Below are 17,035 nucleotides of genomic sequence, written 5' to 3'. Positions count from 1 at the left end.
CGGGCAACGCGCCGTCTGGACCGCGAACGGTCCGGGAGTGCTACTTCAGGAAGTCGGGGACATCCAGTTCGTCGTGCTCGGACGAGGAGGACAGGTCCTGCTCGACGACGGTGGGCAGTTCCTCGTAGCCGGCGGAGGCCGGGGCTTCCGCGGCCGAGGAGGCCGAGTAGGCTCCCGCCTGGCTCGACTGCGCGGAGGCGGATCCCTGGGCGGGCGCCAACGGGATCGTTCCCGGGACCGTCGTCGGGATGGCCTGGGCCGGTGCCTGCTGCTGGGTGTTCTGCTGCGGGACCTGCTTCGGCTGCGCGGGGGCGCTGGTGACGTCGACCTGGTCGAAGCCTGCGGCGATGACGGTCACGCGGGCCTCGTCCCCCAGCGCGTCGTCGATGACCGCACCGAAGATGATGTTCGCCTCCGGGTGGGCGACCTCCTGGACCAGGCGGGCCGCCTCGTTGATCTCGAACAGGCCGAGGTCGGAGCCACCCTGGATGGAGAGCAGCACGCCGTGGGCGCCGTCGATGGACGCCTCCAGCAGCGGCGAGGCAATGGCCAGTTCCGCAGCCTTCACGGCACGGTCGTCACCGCGGGCCGAGCCGATGCCCATGAGGGCCGAGCCGGCACCCTGCATCACCGACTTCACGTCGGCGAAGTCGAGGTTGATCAGGCCCGGGGTGGTGATCAGGTCGGTGATGCCCTGGACGCCGGACAGCAGCACCTGGTCGGCGGAACGGAAGGCATCGAGCACCGAGACGTTGCGGTCGCTGATGGACAGCAGCCGGTCGTTGGGGATGACAATCAGCGTGTCGACCTCATCGCGCAGCGCGTCGATGCCGGACTCGGCCGAGGTCGCACGACGGCGGCCCTCGAACGTGAAGGGGCGGGTGACCACGCCGATGGTCAGTGCGCCCAGCGAGCGGGCGATGCGGGCGACGACGGGGGCGCCACCGGTTCCGGTGCCACCACCTTCGCCGGCGGTCACGAAGACCATGTCGGCGCCGCGCATGACCTCCTCGATCTCCTCGGCATGGTCTTCCGCCGCCTGGCGGCCGACCTCCGGGTTGGCGCCCGCGCCCAGGCCACGTGTCAGTTCGCGCCCCACGTCGAGCTTCACGTCGGCGTCACTCATGAGGAGCGCCTGCGCGTCGGTGTTGATCGCAATGAATTCGACGCCGCGGAGGCCGACTTCGATCATGCGGTTGACGGCGTTGACGCCACCACCGCCGATACCGACGACCTTGATGACGGCGAGGTAGTTCTGTGGAGCTGCCACGTCCTGTTTCCCTTGTTCGATGTGCTGCTGAGTCTAGGAAGCTTCAACCGGACCAACGTTAACCCTCTACTTGAGGGTTAGAGTTATGTCAAGTAACTGCTACTAAGACGCTATGTTTTGAGTCCCCGGCATGCAACGACCGCCACCGCGTGTCGCTGCATTACCGTGATCTGTTGTGTCCAGGAGAGCACCGCGGCTAGCGCGTGACCGGGTGGTCGGGGGTGCTCACGTCGAAGGTGTCGACCCCTTGCTGGTTCTTGTCCTTCAGGAAGGCGGTCAACACCCTGGCCTTGTCGCCGCTGCGCTCGTCGCTGCCCCAGAGGACCTTCTGCCCGTTGGTCATGGACAGCTGGACAGAATCGACGGTCTGGGCGCTGGCGTGGTCGAGCTTCTTCAGCGCCGAGGCCGGCAGCGCCGCCAGGACGTGGGTCAGCGCTGCAAAGACCTCGGGATCCTGTGCCGACTTCTTCGCGTCGATCAGCGGCAACTTCACGCTCTCGCGCTTGGCCACCGTGGAGAGCGTGCGTCCGTCCTCGCCGACCAGGTCATAGGACTTCGACCCGTTCTTCACGATCGCCACCGGCGCGTATTCGACGATCTGCACCTCCAGGGTCCCGGGGGCGTGCGCCTGCACGACGACTTCCTGGATCGAGGGCTGGTCGGCGAGCAGGTCCTTGACCTGGGCGGGACCGATGCGCGGCAGCGGAACCCCCTTCAGCGGTGCGAGCGCCGAGTTGATGGTCTTCGTGGGCACCAGCTTGTTGCCCTCGACGGTGATCGTCTGCACCGCCAGCAACGGCGAGAACAGCAGCACCAGCATCAGGGCCACGATCACGGCGACGACCGAGGCAGAAACCCAGATCACACGACGGCGCAGCCGACGCCCGGGGGTCTCGGGCAGGGTGACGACATTCTGGCCGCCGGTGGTGCGCGGGCTCATGCGCGCCCACCCAGTGCCGCCACGATCTCCGCGCCGAGCTCGGTGACGTCTCCGGCGCCAATGGTCATCACGATGTCGCCGGGCCGTGCCACGTCAGCGATGCGCGCGGGCACCTCATCCCGGGCGACCAGTCCCCCGGTGGTCTCCAGGGCGTCGGCCACCAGTGCCGAGGTGACCCCGGGCAGCGGCTGCTCCCGGGCGGGATAGATCTCCAGCACCAGTGCGGTGTCGGCCAGCGAGAGCGCCCGGGCGAAGGCCGCCCAGAATTCACGCGTCCGGGTGAACAGGTGCGGTTGGAAGACCACGTGCACGCGCCCGTGTTCCCCCGCGACGGCCCGGCCGGCGCGCAGGGCAGCCAGGACCTCGGTGGGATGGTGGGCGTAGTCGTCGTAGACGCGAATCCCGTCGGCTTCCCCGCGGAAATCGAAGCGGCGCGCGGCCCCGGTGAAGGCGGCGAGCCCGGCGGCCGCAGCGTCGGGGGCGACGCCGCAATCGAGGCCGATCGCGAAGGCCGCTGCTGCGTTGAGCAGGTTGTGGTCCCCCGGGACCGAGAGCGACAACCGCTCCGTGGCACCGCCGCCCCAATGGAGCCCGCAGCCGTAGCGTCCACCGTCGGGGGCCGAACCGCTGAGCCGGAGGTCGGCATCCTCGGCGAAGCCATAGGTCAGCACCCGCACCAGCGGGCGTTCGCTGCGGATGCGCCCGGCCAGCGCCAGCGCCCCGGCGTCATCGGCACACGCCACCAGCAGTCCCCCGTCGGGAAGCAGCGATGCGAACCGGTGGAAGCTCTCGTGCACCGCCGCTTCGGTGCCGTAGTGGTCCAGGTGGTCGGCCTCGACGTTTGTCACCACGACGGCGTCGGGCCGGTAGTTCAGGAAGGAGGCATCGGACTCATCGGCTTCGGCCACGAAGATCCGCCCCGAGCCGTGCTCGGCATTCACCCCGAGCCCCGCGACGTTGGCGCCGATGGCGAACGACGGGGAGAGTCCCGCCTCGCGCAGCATGACGGCAATCAGGGACGTGGTGGTGGTCTTGCCGTGGGTGCCGCAGACTGCAACGACGTGGTGGCCGTCCATGGTCGCCGCCAGGCCCTCGGAGCGGTGCAGGATGCGCAGCCCGCGGGCGCGGGCCGCATCGTATTCGGGGTTACCGTCCTTGATGACAGAGGAGACGACCACTGTATCGGCATCCGGCAGGGCCTCCGCGGAGTAGCCTACGTGGATTTCGGCCCCCAGGGCGCGCAGTTCATCGAGCACCGGAAGGTCCTTGGCGTCGCTGCCGGTGACGGTGACCCCCTGGGCCAGCATCAGCCGCGCGACGGCGGAGACGCCCACTCCGCCGATGCCCATGAGGTGGACGCGGCCCAGTTCGGCCACGGTGTGTCGTTGCTGCATGGTGCTAGTTTCCCCTCGTCGGCGTGGTCCCGGGTGCGGCCGCGGCGTCGAGCACCATCGCGGCCATCCGCTGCGCTGCATCACGGATCCCCTGGCCGCGGGCGGCCTCCGCCATGGTGTGCAGGGCCGCGGCATCGCCGAGCAACCCGGGCAGCACTGTCGCGACATAGTCTTCGGTGAACTCCTCGTCGGGCACCACCCGTGCCGCCCCGGCGGCCTGCAGCCCCCTGGCGTTCAGCGCCTGTTCGCCGTTGCCGATCGGCAGCGGCACCAGCACCGCGGGCAACCCGACGGCGGCGATTTCGCACACCGTCCCGGCCCCGGCGCGGGCCACCAGCAGATCCGCCGCGGCGTAGGCCTGTTCCATCCCGTCGACGTATTCGACCTGGTGGTAGCCGGGCCAGGCCACGGGGGCACCGTCGTCGTCCCGGATCCCCTTGCCCGCACCGGTGACATGCAGCACCTGGAAGCCGGGGACCGCGGCGCCGGGGCCCCCCACCAGCCGGCGCAGGCCGCCGATCAGCGCGGTGTTGACCGACAGGGCGCCGGAGGATCCGCCGGTGACCACCAGCGTGGGCAGGTCGGGGTCCAGGCCCAGGGCCCGGCGCGCGTCGGCGCGGGCTGCCGCACGGTCCAATCCGGCGATCTGCGGCCGCATGGGCATGCCCACGAGTTCGGCGCCGGGGAGCCCTGTGCCCTCGAAGGCGGTCCCGACCCGGGCGGCGAACCGGGCACCGACCTTGTTGGCCAGACCGGCCTTGGCGTTGGCCTCATGCACGACGACGGGGATCCGCAGGCTGCGGGCCGCCAGGTAGACCGGGGTGCAGACGTAGCCGCCGACCCCGACGACCACATCGGCCTCGGCCCGGCGCAGGATGTCCTTGGCCCCGCGCACCGCCGCGGCGAAGCGGAACGGCAGCTTCAGCAGGTCCAGCGACGGCCGGCGCGGGAGCGGGACGCGGGCGATGGTTTCCAGGTCGTAGCCCGCTGCGGGGACCAGGCGGGTCTCCATCCCCGTGGGGGTTCCGACGACGCGCACGTTGATTCCGGGGCGGGCGGTGCGCAGCGCGTCGGCCATGGCCAACAGCGGCGATACGTGGCCTGCGGTGCCGCCGCCGGCCATCACCGCGGAGGTGGTGGGGGTCATCGGGTGCCCTTCCTGGGGGTGCGGTTGGCCGGGGTCGTGCCCGGTTCGGAGCTGGCGTCGGGCCGGTGCCTGGCAAAGCAGAGCACGACGCCGACCCCCATCAACGCGAGCATCAGGGCCGAACCGCCGGAGGAGATGAAGGGCAGCGGGACACCGATGACCGGCAGCAGGCCGGTGACCATGCCGATGTTCAGGAACGCCTGGCCGATGATCCAGGCCATGATGCCGCCGGTGGCGATGCGCACGAAGTTGTCCTGGTGGCGGGCCGCGACCCGGTACATCGCCACGGCCAGGATCGCGAAGAGCAGCAGCACCACGATGGTGCCCAGCAGTCCGAGCTCCTCGCCGAGGATGGTGAAGATGAAGTCGTTCGAGGCCTCGGGGATGTAGTTCCACTTCTGCCGGGACTGGCCCAGCCCCACGCCCCACCAGCCGCCGGAGGCCAGCGCGTAGAGGCCCTGGGTGGACTGGTAGCAGGCCGCCGGATCGGTGTCGCAGTTCAGTCCGAGCCACGCGTAGATGCGGGTCATGCGGTTTCCGGAGACCAGGACCATCAGGATGGCGCCGATCGCGCCGACCACCCCGGCCACGGCGAAGAGCTTGAGCCGCACGCCCCCGAGGAAGAGCGTGGCGACCAGCACCAGGCCGATGACGATGGCGGTGCCGAGGTCGCGGCCGAGCATGACCAGCCCGATCAACAGCAGCCCCCCGGGGAAGAGCACGGGGATGAGGGCGTGCCCCGTCTGGTCGATCAGCTTGGCCTTCTTGCTCAGCACCGAGGCCGACCAGACGGCCAGTGCCAGCTTGGCCGCCTCGGAGGGCTGGGCGGTGAAGGGGCCGAGCTGGATCCAGTTGCGGTTGCCGTACACGGTCAGGCCCAGCGGGGTGAGCACCAGCAGCAGCAGGAACGCACCGATGAAGAACGCCGGCCAGGCCAGCTTCTTGAACGTCGGCAGGGAGAAACGTGAGATGACCAGCATCAGCACGACGCCGATCACCGCCCAGGTGCCCTGCTTGATGACCTGGTCGTAGGAGGAGGCATCCGGGTTCTTGCTGATGGCCTCGACCGAGGAGGAGGAGAGGACCATCATCAGCCCGATCACCGTCAGGGCCAGCGTGCTGCCCAGGATCAGGTAGTAGCCGGTGCGTCCGTCCTTGCCCGGGTCGCCTTCGATCCAGCGCCAGAACCGGGCCACGGGGCGTTCGCCGGTGCCGTGGCGCTGGGTCTTGCCGGTGGTGGTGCGGGAGACGACGGCGGTGCGTCGGGGCTGGGCCGGCTCCTGCGGCTGGCGCGTGGTGGAGCGTTCCTGGCCGGTGGGCCGGCCGTTTCCCCCGTTGGCGCCCGTCCTGCGGATCCGGGGCTTGCGTCCCGTCCCTCCGGGTGGGCGTGTTGTGGGGGGTTCCACGCGTTCTCCTTAGTTCTCTTCGTCCTCCATGAGCCGGCTCACGGCTTCGATGAAGGCGTTGCCGCGGTGCGCGTAGGAGGTGAATTGGTCCATCGACGCGGCTGCCGGCGCCATGAGCACCGTGTCACCGGGTCGTGCCACCCCGGCCGCCGCCTGGACGGCCGCCGTCATGACCGCAGTGCCCGTGGCCTTCCGGTCTTCCGCGCCCTGTGTACCAGTTTCGCTCACCGGCACCGCGATCACCTGCACCGTGGGCGCGTGTCGCCGCAATGCCTCCCGCAGCGAGGTGGTGTCGGTGCCGATGAGGACCACCGCACGCAGGGCCCCGGCAAACCGGGTGACCAGGTCGGTATAGTCGACGCCCTTGGACAGGCCTCCGGCGATCCAGACCACCGAGGTGAAGGCCGCCAGCGAGGCGGCGGCGGCATGCGGGTTGGTCGCCTTGGAATCGTTGACCCACAGGATGTCATCGCGACGGGCCACCGCCTGGATGCGGTGCTCGCCGCGGTCAAAACCGCGCAGGCCGGCGCGGACGGCTTCGACGCCCACGCCGTAGGCGCGCACCAGCGCGGCGGCGGCCAGGGCGTTGGCGACCATGTGGCGCGGCGCCACTCCCCCGAAGTCCTCCAACGAGGCGAGCTCGGCGGCGGAGTCGTGCCGGTTGTCGATGTAGGCGCGGTCGACCAGCAGGTCGTCCACGACACCGAGCATGCTGCGGGCGGGCACCCCGGTGGTGAAGCCGATGGCACGGCATCCCTGAACCACGTCGGCGTTCTCGACCATGGCCTCGGTCCGGGGGGCCTCGACGTTGTAGACGGCAGCGACGCGGGTCCGCTCGTAGATCCTGGACTTGGCCTGCATGTAGTCCTCGAAGGAACCGTGCCAGTCCACGTGGTCCTGGGCGATGTTCAGCACCACTGAAGCCAGCGGGGACATGGTGTGGGTGTAGTGCAGCTGGAAGCTGGAGAGTTCCACGGCGATGACGTCGTAGCCCTCGGGGTCGCGGACAGCGTCGAGGATCGGTGTGCCGACGTTGCCGGCGGCGATGGCCCGCAACCCGGCGGCCCGCAACATGGCCTCGGTCATGCCCACGGTGGTGGTCTTGCCGTTCGTGCCGGTGATGACCAGCCAGTCGGCGGTCTTGCGTCCGGCGCGCTGGTTCACGCGCCAGGCCAGTTCCACGTCGCCCCAGATGGGGATCCCCGCCTCGGCGGCGGCACGCAACAGCGGGTGGTGTGGGGGCCAGCCCGGGGAGGCGATGACCAGGTCGGCGGCCTGGCCGTTGACCTGCGGGAGGGTCTTGGCCTGTTCGGCGCCGAGCAGCACCTCGCGCACGCCGACTATCTTCAGGGTATCGGCGCGTGAGGGGTTCTCCCCTCCGGTGCCGGAGTCCACCACCACGACGTCGGCGCCGAGTTCGATCAGGGTGTCGGCCGCCGAGAATCCGGACAGGCCCAGCCCGGCGACCACCACCCGCAGGCCCTTCCAGTCGGCGTCCCAGCTGGTCAGGTGCTCCAGTGCCGTGCTCACAGCCCCAGCACCCATTCACCGTAGAAGATGCCCGCTGCGGCGGCGACCAGCAGCCCGCAGAGGATCCAGAAGCGCACGACGATGGTGACCTCGGCCCAGCCCTTGAGTTCGAAGTGGTGTTGCAGGGGGGCCATGAGGAAGACGCGTTTGCCGCCGGAGAGCTTGAAGAAGCCCACCTGGATGATCACCGAGAGCGAGATGATCACGAACAACCCGGCGAGCACGATCAGCAGGATCTCGGTGCGTGAGAGGATCGCGAACGCCGCGACGGCACCGCCGATGGCCAGCGAACCGGTATCGCCCATGAAGATCTGCGCCGGGGAGGTGTTCCACCAGAGGAAGCCCACCAGCGCACCGCTGAGGATCGCCCCCAGCAGCGCCAGGTCCATGGGGTCGCGGACCTCGTAGCAGACGGAGCCGATGGACCGGGAGGAGCCGCAGGCCTGGTTGAACTGCCAGATGCCGATGAGCGTGTACGCCCCGAAGACCATGATCGATGCACCGGTGGCGAGTCCGTCCAGGCCATCTGTCAGGTTCACGCCGTTGGTGGCTGCGGTGACGATGACGTTGGACCAGATGATGAACAGGATGACGCCGATGACGGGACCGAAGAAGGCCAGGTCCATGGCGGTGTCCCGCGTGATGGAGATGTGGGTGGAGGCCGGGGAGAGTCCCTTGCCGTTCGGGAACTGCAGGGCCAGGACGGCGAAGACGATGCCGACGGCGGCCTGGAGGGTGAGTTTCTGCCAGGCCCGCAGCCCGAGGCTGCGCTGCTTGGAGATCTTGATGAAGTCGTCCAGGAAACCGACGAAGCCCATCCCCGCCATCAGGAACAGCAGGATCATGCCGCTGGCCGTGGGCCCGGGCGAATGATCGGCCGTGAGCATCAGGATGCCGTGGGTGCCGAAGTAGGCCACGAGCACTGCGAAGACGATGAGTGCCCCGCCCATGGTGGGGGTGCCGCGCTTGGTGTGGTGGGAGGTGGGACCGTCGTCGCGGACGAACTGGCCGTAGCTCCTGCGGGTGAGCAGCTTGATGAAGGCGGGGGTCCCCACGAACGTGATGACCAGGGCGATCGAGGCGCCGACGAGCAGTGCGATCACCGGGCACCCCCGATCCCGGTGGCTGGCGTGCCGGTGGGTCCGGACGGCACGGCGTGTGCGGCCACCCGGTCGCCCAGGTGGCGCAGGCCCGATGAGTTGGAGGACTTGAACAAAACGATGTCTCCGGGTTCCAGCTGTTCCTGCAGCAACTGCTCGGCCTCGTCGGGGGTCTCGACGAAGTAGGCCTCGTCCCCCCAGCTGCCTTCGAGGACCGCGGAGTTGTGGGCGGCCTTCGCCCCCCGGCCGACCACCACCAGCTTCTTGATGTTGAGCCGCACGGCCAGGCGGCCGATGAGGTCGTGTTCGTGGATGGAATCGGCGCCGAGTTCGAGCATCTCCCCGATGACCGCCCAGGTGCGCCGGGCCGTGCCGTCGGCTCCGGGCAGGCCGAGCTCGGCCAGCGTCCGCAGGGCCGCCCGCATCGATTCGGGGTTCGCGTTGTAGGCGTCGTTGATGATGCTCACACCGTCGGCCCGTTCGGTGCGTTCCATGCGCCACCGGCTGGCCGGCCCCCGGTCCTGCAGGGTCCCGGCAATCACGGCGCCATCGATCCCCAGCGCGTGGGCTGCCGCCGCGGCGGCGAGCAGGTTCGCCACGTGGTGGCGCCCGATCAGCCCGCTGCGGATCCGATGGGAGTGGCCACCGGGCAAGGTGAGGGTGAATTCGGGGCAGCCATCGGCGCCGATCACGATGTCCGTGGCGGACACTGCAGCGCCGGAGCCGTCGTCGTCCATGCTGAAGCCCAGCACGGTGGCCCGCGTGCGCGATGCCATGGCTGCCACCCGGGGGTCGTCCAGGTTCAGGATGGCAGTGCCGTCCACGGGCAATGCCTCGACGAGTTCGCCCTTGGCGCGGGCGATGTTCTCCACGCCACCGAATTCCCCGGCATGGGCGGTGCCCACACACAGGACGACGCCGGTGTCCGGCTTGACCATGTCCGTCAGGTAGGTGATGTGCCCGATGCCGGTGGCACCCATCTCGATGACCAGGTAGCGGGTGTCGGTGGTCGCACCGAAGACTGTCAGCGGGACGCCGACCTCTCCGTTGTAGGAGCCGATCGGCGCCACGGTCGGCCCTGCCGTCGCCAGGATGGCGGCGAGCAGGTCCTTGGTGGTGGTCTTGCCGGCCGAACCGGTGATCCCCACGACCTGCGTGCCCTGTTGGCGCAGCAGCGCGACGAGGTGGGCCGCCACCTGCCCCATGGCAATCACGGCGTCCTGAACGATCACCGCGGGATGCACCGCGCCGTCGGGGTCGAGCGTCTCGTGTTCGGCCAACGCCAGGACGGCGCCCGCGGCGAAGGCCCGGTCGATGAAGTGGTGCCCGTCGGACACCTCGCCGGGCTTGGCGACGAAGAGCCAGCCCTCGGAGCACTCGCGCGAGTCGGTGGCGACGCCCGCGACGGTGGCACCGGGGTCGGCGGTGGCCGTGATGCGGCCACCGGTGATGGACACAAGGTCGGCTGTAGTCAGTTCAATCATGGCTCTCCGACTTTACCCGTTGCCCGCGGGGTCGGCGGCATCTGTCGCGGCGGGGCCGCGGCCGGATCCTGCAGCGTCGAGGGCACGACGCAGCTCGACCCGGTCATCGAGCGCGACATTCACCCCGTTGACCTCCTGCCAGACCTCGTGGCCCCGGCCGGCGACCAGGATGGTGTCCTCCGGCCGGGCCATGGCGGCCGCAGCGGCAATGGCCTCGGCCCGGGGAAAGACCTCGACGGCGTGGCTGGACAGCCCCTCGGCGGCGATCGCGTCCAGGGCACCGTCCAGGACCTGCCGGCGGATTCCCCCGGGCTCCTCGCCGTGGGGATCATCATCTGTGACGATGACGACATCGGCGTGTCGGGCGGCGACGGATCCCATCGTGGGGCGCTTGGTCGCGTCGCGGTCCCCCGTGGCGCCGAAGACGACGATCACCCGGGCGCCGGGGCGGTCCCCGCGGACGGCGTCGATGGCCCGTTCGAGCGCATCCGCGTTGTGCGCGAAATCAACGATGCCTGCTGGTTCGCGGCTGATCACCTGCATCCGGCCCGGTACCGCCACGGTCAGGGGGTCGGCGGTATCCAGCACGTGCTGCAGGTCCGCGGCGGGGACTCCGGAGGCGTGGACCATCAGCACCGCCAACGCGGCGTTGGAGACATTGAAGAGTCCCGGCAGACCGGTGTGTGCCCGCAGGACGACGCCGCCGGGTCCGCGCAGTTCGAAGTCGTGGCCGAGCCCGCTGGGGGTCAGGGATGCCACGTGCCAGGCCCTGCCGGGCAGGTCCTCGTGGCCGGGGTTCGTGGTGTGGGTCCGCAGCGTGAACACCTCGGCGCTGGAGCTCCGCGCCATCCGTCGCCCCCAGTCGTCGTCAACGGTGATGACGGCCCGCTCGCAGCGCCCGACGTCGAAGAGCCGTGCCTTGGTGGCGAAATACGCCTCCATGCTGCCGTGCAGGTCCAGGTGGTCCTGGGTGAGGTTGGTGAAGCCGGCGACGTCGAAGCGCATTCCCCCGACGCGGTCGTAGTCGATGGAGTGCGAGGAGACCTCCATCGCCACCGTGTCGACCCCCGCCGAGCGCATGCGTCCGAGCAGGGCATGGAGCTGGGGGGCCTCCGGAGTCGTCAGCACGCTGGGGATGCGCGTGCCGTCGGCCAGGATCTCAATGGTGCCGATCAGTCCGGTGCGCTGGCCCAACGCTGCCAGCAGGGAGGTGATGAAGTACGTCGTCGTGGTTTTGCCGTTGGTCCCCGTGACGCCGAGCAGTGCCGGTCCGCTTTCCCCTTGGTCGTACAGGCAGGCTGCCAGCGGACCCACTGCGGCGCGCACTGAGTCGACGACGAGGACCGGAAGGCCCGCATTCTGTGCACGCTGGGCCCCGGCGGGATCTGCCAGCAGGGCGTGGGCCCCGGAAGCGGCAGCCGCAGCGGCGAAGTCCGCTCCGTGGCTGCGCGCGCCGGGTACTGCAGCGTAGAGGTCACCCGGGAGTACGGCACGCGAGTCGAGGCAGACTCCGGAGACCACCACGTCTGCGTCGCCGTCCACCCGGGCCGAGATGCCGCGTTCTGCCAGGCGTGCCGCCAGTTCTCGGATCGTGACCCGGGGGGCGGGATCGGGTCGGAACGCGCGTTCCGCTTCTTGGGGCGTGGGCTCCACGTTGCCTACCATCCGTACTTCTGCCGCTTGCCGACGAAGACCTTGTAGGGGTTCGGCTTCTCGGTCGTGGGCGGAACGTTGTAGCTGTTCAGGGTTTGGGACATGATCGTCTTGAAGGTATCGGCAACGCTGAAACTGCGCCAGTTGCCCTGTGGACGCTGCATGGTGACGACCACCAGGTATTGGGGGTCATCGATGGGCACCATGCCGGCAAAGGAGCTGGTGTAGCCGTCGAGTTTGCCGGTCGGGCCAGCTGCCTGGCCGGTGCCGGACTTGCCGCCGACTCGGTAGCCGTCAATGTCCATCGCATAGCCGGTGCCGTCGGTGACGACCGTTTCCATCATGCGCCGCATTTCCTGCGAGGTCTTCTTGGAAATGACACGGGTCTTGGCGACGTCCTTGCGTTCGTGCTCGGTCCCATCCGGGTCGATGTACGACTCGATCAGGGACGGCTCGATCTGGACGCCGTTGTTGGCGATGGTCTGGAAGATCTTGGCGGTGTGCAGCGCGGTCTGGCTGTAGCCCTGGCCGAACATGGTGGTGTACTGCTGGCGGCGGTCCCACCGGTCAGGTGTGACGAAGATGCCCTTGTTCACGGGCAGTCCGATGTCGATGTCCTGGCCGATGCCGAACTTCTTCATCCATTCGTAGCGTTGCTCATTGGTGAGCTTGCTGCCGATCATCGTGGTGCCGGTGTTGTAGGACCGTGCGAAGATGCCCGCGGCAGTCATGTTGAACGTCTGGTGTTTCAGCGAATCGTGGATGACCTCGCCGCCGATCTTGAACGAGTGCGGAACCTTGAAGTGGTCGGTGGGCTTCACCACTCCCTCCTCGAGTGCCGCAGAGAAGGTTGCCGCCTTGCCGGTGGAACCCGGCTCAAATGCCTGGGACACCGTGGTGGACCGGCGGAACTTGGCGTCCGTGGCCCCGGGGTCATTGGGATCGACCGTGGTGGAATCGGCGAGAGCTCGGATCTTGCCGGTCTTGACCTCGACCACGACCGCGTTGACCCACTCGGCGTTGAACTGCTTCTGCTTGGCCATCACGGCCTCTTGCGCGGCCCACTGGACGTCGCTGTTGATGGTCAGCTTGACGTCCTTGCCGTCAACGGCTTCCTTTTCCTTGAGCGTGGCCATGGGAATCCTGATCCCGTCGGCGCCGATTTCATAGGTCTTCTTGCCCGGGGTGCCGGACAACGCCCGGTCCTGGCTCAGCTCCAGTCCTTCGGCTCCGGTTTGGGAGGTTCCGTCTTCGCTCGAACGCAGGAAGCCCAACACCGAACCAGCGATGGTGCCGTTGGGGTATTCGCGTTCAAAACGGTTTTGGCTGGTAATCCAGGGCAGGCCGACCTTGAGCACCTTGTTGCGCGTTTCCGGGGTGATCCCCTTGGCCACCACGGAGTAGCCCTTCTTTTTGGCCCCCTCCGCCCCGACGATCGAGGTGGTCAGCTCCTGCTCGTCGATGCCCAGGATCGATGAGAGGTCCTTGATCGCATCCTGGGTCTGCACGACATCGCGGCCGCCCTGGTCGTTTCTGCGCTTGAATTCGGTCTTGACCTGTCGCTGGTCCACGACCAGGTCATACCGTTCGAAGCTCGCGGCAAGGATCTTGCCGGATGAGTCCAGGATGCTGCCACGCACGGGCTGGACGTCCACGGTGCGGGTGCGCTGCTTCACTGCGTCGTTGGCTTCGGCCGCGGGGTCCAACCCCTGCACCAGGAACAGCCGGCCTCCCAGCAGGACGAGGAGCACCATGGCAATGGCCAAGCCGGTGCGTAGCCGACGCGGTTCAGTGCGCGGTGGCTTCTTCGTAGTGTTCCGGGCGGGCGGCCTGGCCATAATTCATCCCTTGCTTGCGTTGCTGATCGGTACTCCCCCGGGTTCCGGACCGAACAGGCTGGCTGGCTGCCCTACTGTCCGGAGTCCTGCTGCGCCGGAGCCGGGATGGTTCCGCCGTTCAGTTCCTTCGCCGAAGAATCCTGGGTGTTCTCTGTTGTCGTGCTCTCGTTGGCCGATGCCCCTCCGGCAACGGCATTGCCCTCGGGTGCCTTGTCATCCGACGTCGTGCTGGTGCTGCTGTCGGCGGTTTTCCCGTCGGAAGCCCCGCGTTCAGCCTGGTCGCCGGGTGCCTCCGGTGCGGCCACCAGCGAGGTGGGCGTCTTGCCCTTCTCCGCGGGAGTGGACGTTCCGGTGATCTTTTGGCTCTTCAGGTTGATCGAGGCCACCGCTCCGGGCGTGACCATACCCAATTCTGCCGCCTTGGCAGCCACATTTTGGGGAGCCTGGAGATTTTGCAGTTCCTGTGTCAGCGCTTCGTTCTGCTGGGTCAGCGCCTGCTCGTCGGCGTTCAGGCCCACAATGTCGTACTGGGAGTTGGCAACATTGACATTGATCACGAGCACACCGACCAGCGCGGCGAGCAGCAGGGCGAAGCAAAATGCCGCGAACCCGGCGCGTCGGCTGCGCCTGGTCGCTGGCACCAGCGACAGCGGCGTCCGCTGCTTTGATTCTGCGTGCCGGAGGGGTGACGGAGCCCAGGCCCGGGCGTTTGCCCCATCGTTGACGCCGACGCGGCCGTGGTCGGCGTGAACTGCACGCGACTGGGTTGCGGTGCTCATGCTGGGCTCCTCCTCAGGATTCGTTCAACGGCTCGCAGTTTTGCCGAGGCCGCGCGGGGGTTTTCGTCGATTTCGCGTTCGGTGGGTTTTTCGGTGCCCTTGGTGAGGCTTTTGAAGCGCGCCTTGTGCTCCTCGAGTTCCACCGGAAACCCGACAGGTGCCGATGACTTGGATCCGGCGGAGAAATGCTTCTTCGTCAGCTTGTCCTCCAGCGAGTGGTAGCTCATCACCACGACTCGTCCGCCAATGCCCACCACGTCCATCGCGGCGGGCAACGCACGGTCCAGGACGTCGAGTTCCTCGTTGACCTCGATGCGCAGGGCTTGGAAAGTCCGCTTGGCCGGATGCCCTCCGGTCCGGGCTGCCCCCGCGGGGACCACGCTGCGGATGCTTTCGACCAGCTCCCCGGTGGTGGTGAAGGGACGTGTGGCGCGATCCCGGACCATGGCCGAGGCAATGCGTCCGGCGAACTTCTCCTCGCCCCAACCCCGGATGATCCTCACCAGGTCCGACTCGTCGTAGGTGTTCACGACGTCGGCCGCGGTGGGGCCGCGAGAGGTGTCCATCCGCATATCCAGCGGCGCGTCGAATGAATAGGCGAATCCCCGTTCGCGTTCGTCCAACTGGAGGGACGAAACCCCGAGATCGAAAAGGACTCCGTCAACGGCCTCGAACCCGAGGTCGGCCACCACTTCATCGATTTCGTCATAGACCGCGTGGACCAGATCGGTGCGGTCCGAAAATGCGGCCAGCCGCTCCCCGGCCAGCGCCAGGGCCTGCTCGTCTCGATCAAGCCCGATCAGGTGGAGACCCTCGAACCGCTTGAGCATCTCCTCGGAATGCCCCCCCATGCCCAGTGTGCAATCCACAACGACGGCCCGTTCGCGCTGGTCGATCCCTGCCTGGATCGACGGCGCCAACAACCCCACACAACGCTCGAGCAGCACTGGCAAGTGCCGCTCGGAGGTGGGACGGGGCGTGTTGTCGTCGGTCATGCCCTGTCCCCTTTCAGCGTGTCACAGCTTGCAATCGTGGTGTGGGGATTGGGCCAGATCCCCCTCCGACCCGATTGGCTCCGGCCTGGCTCCGGGGAAGTGAAGCCAGGATGGTGCTCGTCGGGCGGCTGGAGATCAGGTCCAACCCCACCGGTCCTTCCAGCATTTGCTAGAAGATGCCCGGCAGTACTTCTTCATCTGTCTCGGAGAACGAGTTCTCCTGTTCCTCGAGATATGCGTTCCAAGCCTGGGTGTCCCAGATCTCGGCTCGCGATCCCGCACCGATAACCGTGACCTCGCGGTCCAGCCCTGCGTAGCTGCGCAATGCCCCCGGGATGGTGACCCTGCCCTGCTTGTCCGGCATTTCGTCTGAAGCGCCGGACAGGAAAACGCGGATGTAATCCCGCGCCTGCTTCGATGCCAACGGAGCCTGGCGCATCTGCTCATGCACGTTTTCAAACTCCCGCTGGCTGAAGACGTAAATGCAGCGCTCCTGCCCCCGGGTCAAGACCAGCCCGTTCGCCAGTTCATCCCGGTATTTGGCAGGAAGGATGATGCGTCCCTTTTCATCCAGGCGCGGCGTGTACGTCCCGAGGAACATACGCACCGCCTTCCCGTCTTCAAGGAGCCACGTTCACCCCGTCATCCCCATTCACCTCTACAGTCCCCCACTTTACTCCACTTACCCCCACTGTCAATCACATTGGAGGGTTGTTCCACCAAAGGGCAAAAAATTTTCCGCGCCATCACTGGGAAGGACGCGGGTGGTGCAAGGTGGAGGGATATTTTGAGCCGTGGGGTGTCCACACCCGATATCGACGCCCAGAACGGCGGGATCGGGCGGGATCCAGGGGCCAGGGGACACCGGTGGGGGAAAGTGGAGGATCCCGTGGGACCGGGTGGAGGAAGACCTGCGGCACGGCCAGGGTCGGGGCAAGCGTTGGCTGGCGGCAGGGGTGCCTGGGGGCACGTGGGGATGTTGATGATGCGGGTTCGCCCGGTTCCATGCCGCGGCCTGCGGGTCCGGGGCCGGGCAACACAAAGGGCGCCAACCTGAAAAGGTTCGCGCCCTGCGGAAAGCGGATCGGCGGGTGGGCTGTGTCGCGCCCGTACGCCAGCTAGTTAGTGGTCGTCGCGGTGCCGCGCTTCCCACTTGGACTCAAGGTCCGACATGAAGGAGCTCTTCTGGGCCCCGTTTTTGGCACGGCCCCTGCCGACTCGGCCCAAAGCGCTCTTGGAAAAGGCGGCGTACACGCCGACACACATCAGCGCGAATCCCACGACGCCCAAGGGGATCCACTGGTTGGAAACACCCACCAGGAGGACGACGATTCCGATGACTCCAACCAACGCACCAATGGCGATGTTTCGAGTCGAGAACCCCCCGGGAGAAGCATTGGACTTCATTGAGGAGGCAAACTTGTGGTCCTCGTGCAGTTGCTTCTCCAGCTGCTCGAGCAAGTGCTGCTCGTGTTCGGAAAGTGGCATGATCCCTTCCC

14 protein-coding genes are annotated in these 17,035 nt (G+C 67.8%); all 14 read right to left on the bottom strand.

Going from position 1 to position 17,035, the window contains the following annotated elements; genetic code table 11:
• Window positions 1-40: 40 nt before the first annotated feature.
• On the bottom strand, window positions 41-1,270 hold the full coding sequence (gene ftsZ / locus ACN0TP_RS11085) for a cell division protein FtsZ (RefSeq protein WP_417218944.1): 1,230 nt from the start codon (window positions 1,268-1,270) through the stop codon (window positions 41-43).
• A gap of 196 nt (window positions 1,271-1,466) precedes the next feature.
• The gene (locus tag ACN0TP_RS11080) at window positions 1,467-2,210 is read right to left on the bottom strand and encodes an FtsQ-type POTRA domain-containing protein (RefSeq protein WP_417218942.1); all 744 of its coding nucleotides are present in this window, start codon (window positions 2,208-2,210) and stop codon (window positions 1,467-1,469) included.
• Window positions 2,207-3,604, bottom strand: a complete 1,398-nt coding sequence (murC, locus tag ACN0TP_RS11075; RefSeq protein ID WP_417218941.1) for a UDP-N-acetylmuramate--L-alanine ligase — start codon at window positions 3,602-3,604, stop codon at window positions 2,207-2,209. The genes ACN0TP_RS11080 and murC overlap by 4 nt, the downstream gene beginning before the upstream one ends.
• 4 nt (window positions 3,605-3,608) lie before the next feature.
• Window positions 3,609-4,751: an undecaprenyldiphospho-muramoylpentapeptide beta-N-acetylglucosaminyltransferase gene (gene murG, locus ACN0TP_RS11070; RefSeq protein ID WP_417218938.1), complete on the bottom strand. Its 1,143-nt coding sequence runs from the start codon at window positions 4,749-4,751 to the stop codon at window positions 3,609-3,611.
• Window positions 4,748-6,157 carry a putative lipid II flippase FtsW gene (gene ftsW, locus ACN0TP_RS11065; protein ID WP_417218936.1) on the bottom strand — a complete coding sequence of 470 codons (1,410 nt, stop codon included), beginning with the start codon at window positions 6,155-6,157 and terminating at the stop codon, window positions 4,748-4,750. Before ftsW ends, murG begins: the two co-directional genes overlap by 4 nt.
• A 9-nt stretch (window positions 6,158-6,166) precedes the next feature.
• A complete protein-coding gene (gene murD / locus ACN0TP_RS11060) occupies window positions 6,167-7,702 on the bottom strand; it encodes a UDP-N-acetylmuramoyl-L-alanine--D-glutamate ligase (protein ID WP_417218935.1) in 1,536 nt (511 codons plus the stop codon).
• The gene (gene mraY / locus ACN0TP_RS11055) at window positions 7,684-8,790 is read right to left on the bottom strand and encodes a phospho-N-acetylmuramoyl-pentapeptide-transferase (protein WP_417218933.1); all 1,107 of its coding nucleotides are present in this window, start codon (window positions 8,788-8,790) and stop codon (window positions 7,684-7,686) included. The genes murD and mraY overlap by 19 nt, the downstream gene beginning before the upstream one ends.
• A complete protein-coding gene (locus tag ACN0TP_RS11050; protein WP_417218931.1) occupies window positions 8,787-10,271 on the bottom strand; it encodes a UDP-N-acetylmuramoyl-tripeptide--D-alanyl-D-alanine ligase in 1,485 nt (494 codons plus the stop codon). Before ACN0TP_RS11050 ends, mraY begins: the two co-directional genes overlap by 4 nt.
• Window positions 10,272-10,283: 12 nt before the next feature.
• A complete protein-coding gene (locus ACN0TP_RS11045; protein WP_417218929.1) occupies window positions 10,284-11,936 on the bottom strand; it encodes a UDP-N-acetylmuramoyl-L-alanyl-D-glutamate--2,6-diaminopimelate ligase in 1,653 nt (550 codons plus the stop codon).
• Entirely contained in the window at window positions 11,930-13,762 is a 1,833-nt protein-coding gene (locus ACN0TP_RS11040) for a peptidoglycan D,D-transpeptidase FtsI family protein (protein ID WP_417218927.1), read from the bottom strand. The genes ACN0TP_RS11045 and ACN0TP_RS11040 overlap by 7 nt, the downstream gene beginning before the upstream one ends.
• A 71-nt stretch (window positions 13,763-13,833) precedes the next feature.
• The gene (locus ACN0TP_RS11035; protein WP_417218926.1) at window positions 13,834-14,541 is read right to left on the bottom strand and encodes a hypothetical protein; all 708 of its coding nucleotides are present in this window, start codon (window positions 14,539-14,541) and stop codon (window positions 13,834-13,836) included.
• Window positions 14,538-15,536, bottom strand: coding sequence for a 16S rRNA (cytosine(1402)-N(4))-methyltransferase RsmH (gene rsmH, locus ACN0TP_RS11030; RefSeq protein WP_417218925.1), 999 nt, complete (start codon window positions 15,534-15,536; stop codon window positions 14,538-14,540). Before rsmH ends, ACN0TP_RS11035 begins: the two co-directional genes overlap by 4 nt.
• 169 nt (window positions 15,537-15,705) lie before the next feature.
• Window positions 15,706-16,137 (bottom strand): division/cell wall cluster transcriptional repressor MraZ, encoded by a 432-nt coding sequence (mraZ, locus tag ACN0TP_RS11025; RefSeq protein WP_417218924.1) that lies wholly within the window; start codon window positions 16,135-16,137, stop codon window positions 15,706-15,708.
• A 521-nt stretch (window positions 16,138-16,658) separates the two neighbouring features.
• Complete coding sequence (locus tag ACN0TP_RS11020; protein WP_417218923.1) at window positions 16,659-17,024, bottom strand: DUF3040 domain-containing protein; 366 nt, start codon at window positions 17,022-17,024, stop codon at window positions 16,659-16,661.
• Between the last annotated feature and the right edge of the window lie 11 nt (window positions 17,025-17,035).

It is taken from the genome of Arthrobacter sp. (genome assembly GCF_048266065.1).
Classification (GTDB): domain Bacteria; phylum Actinomycetota; class Actinomycetes; order Actinomycetales; family Micrococcaceae; genus Arthrobacter_H.
This window is presented reverse-complemented; position numbering and strand designations above follow the sequence as displayed.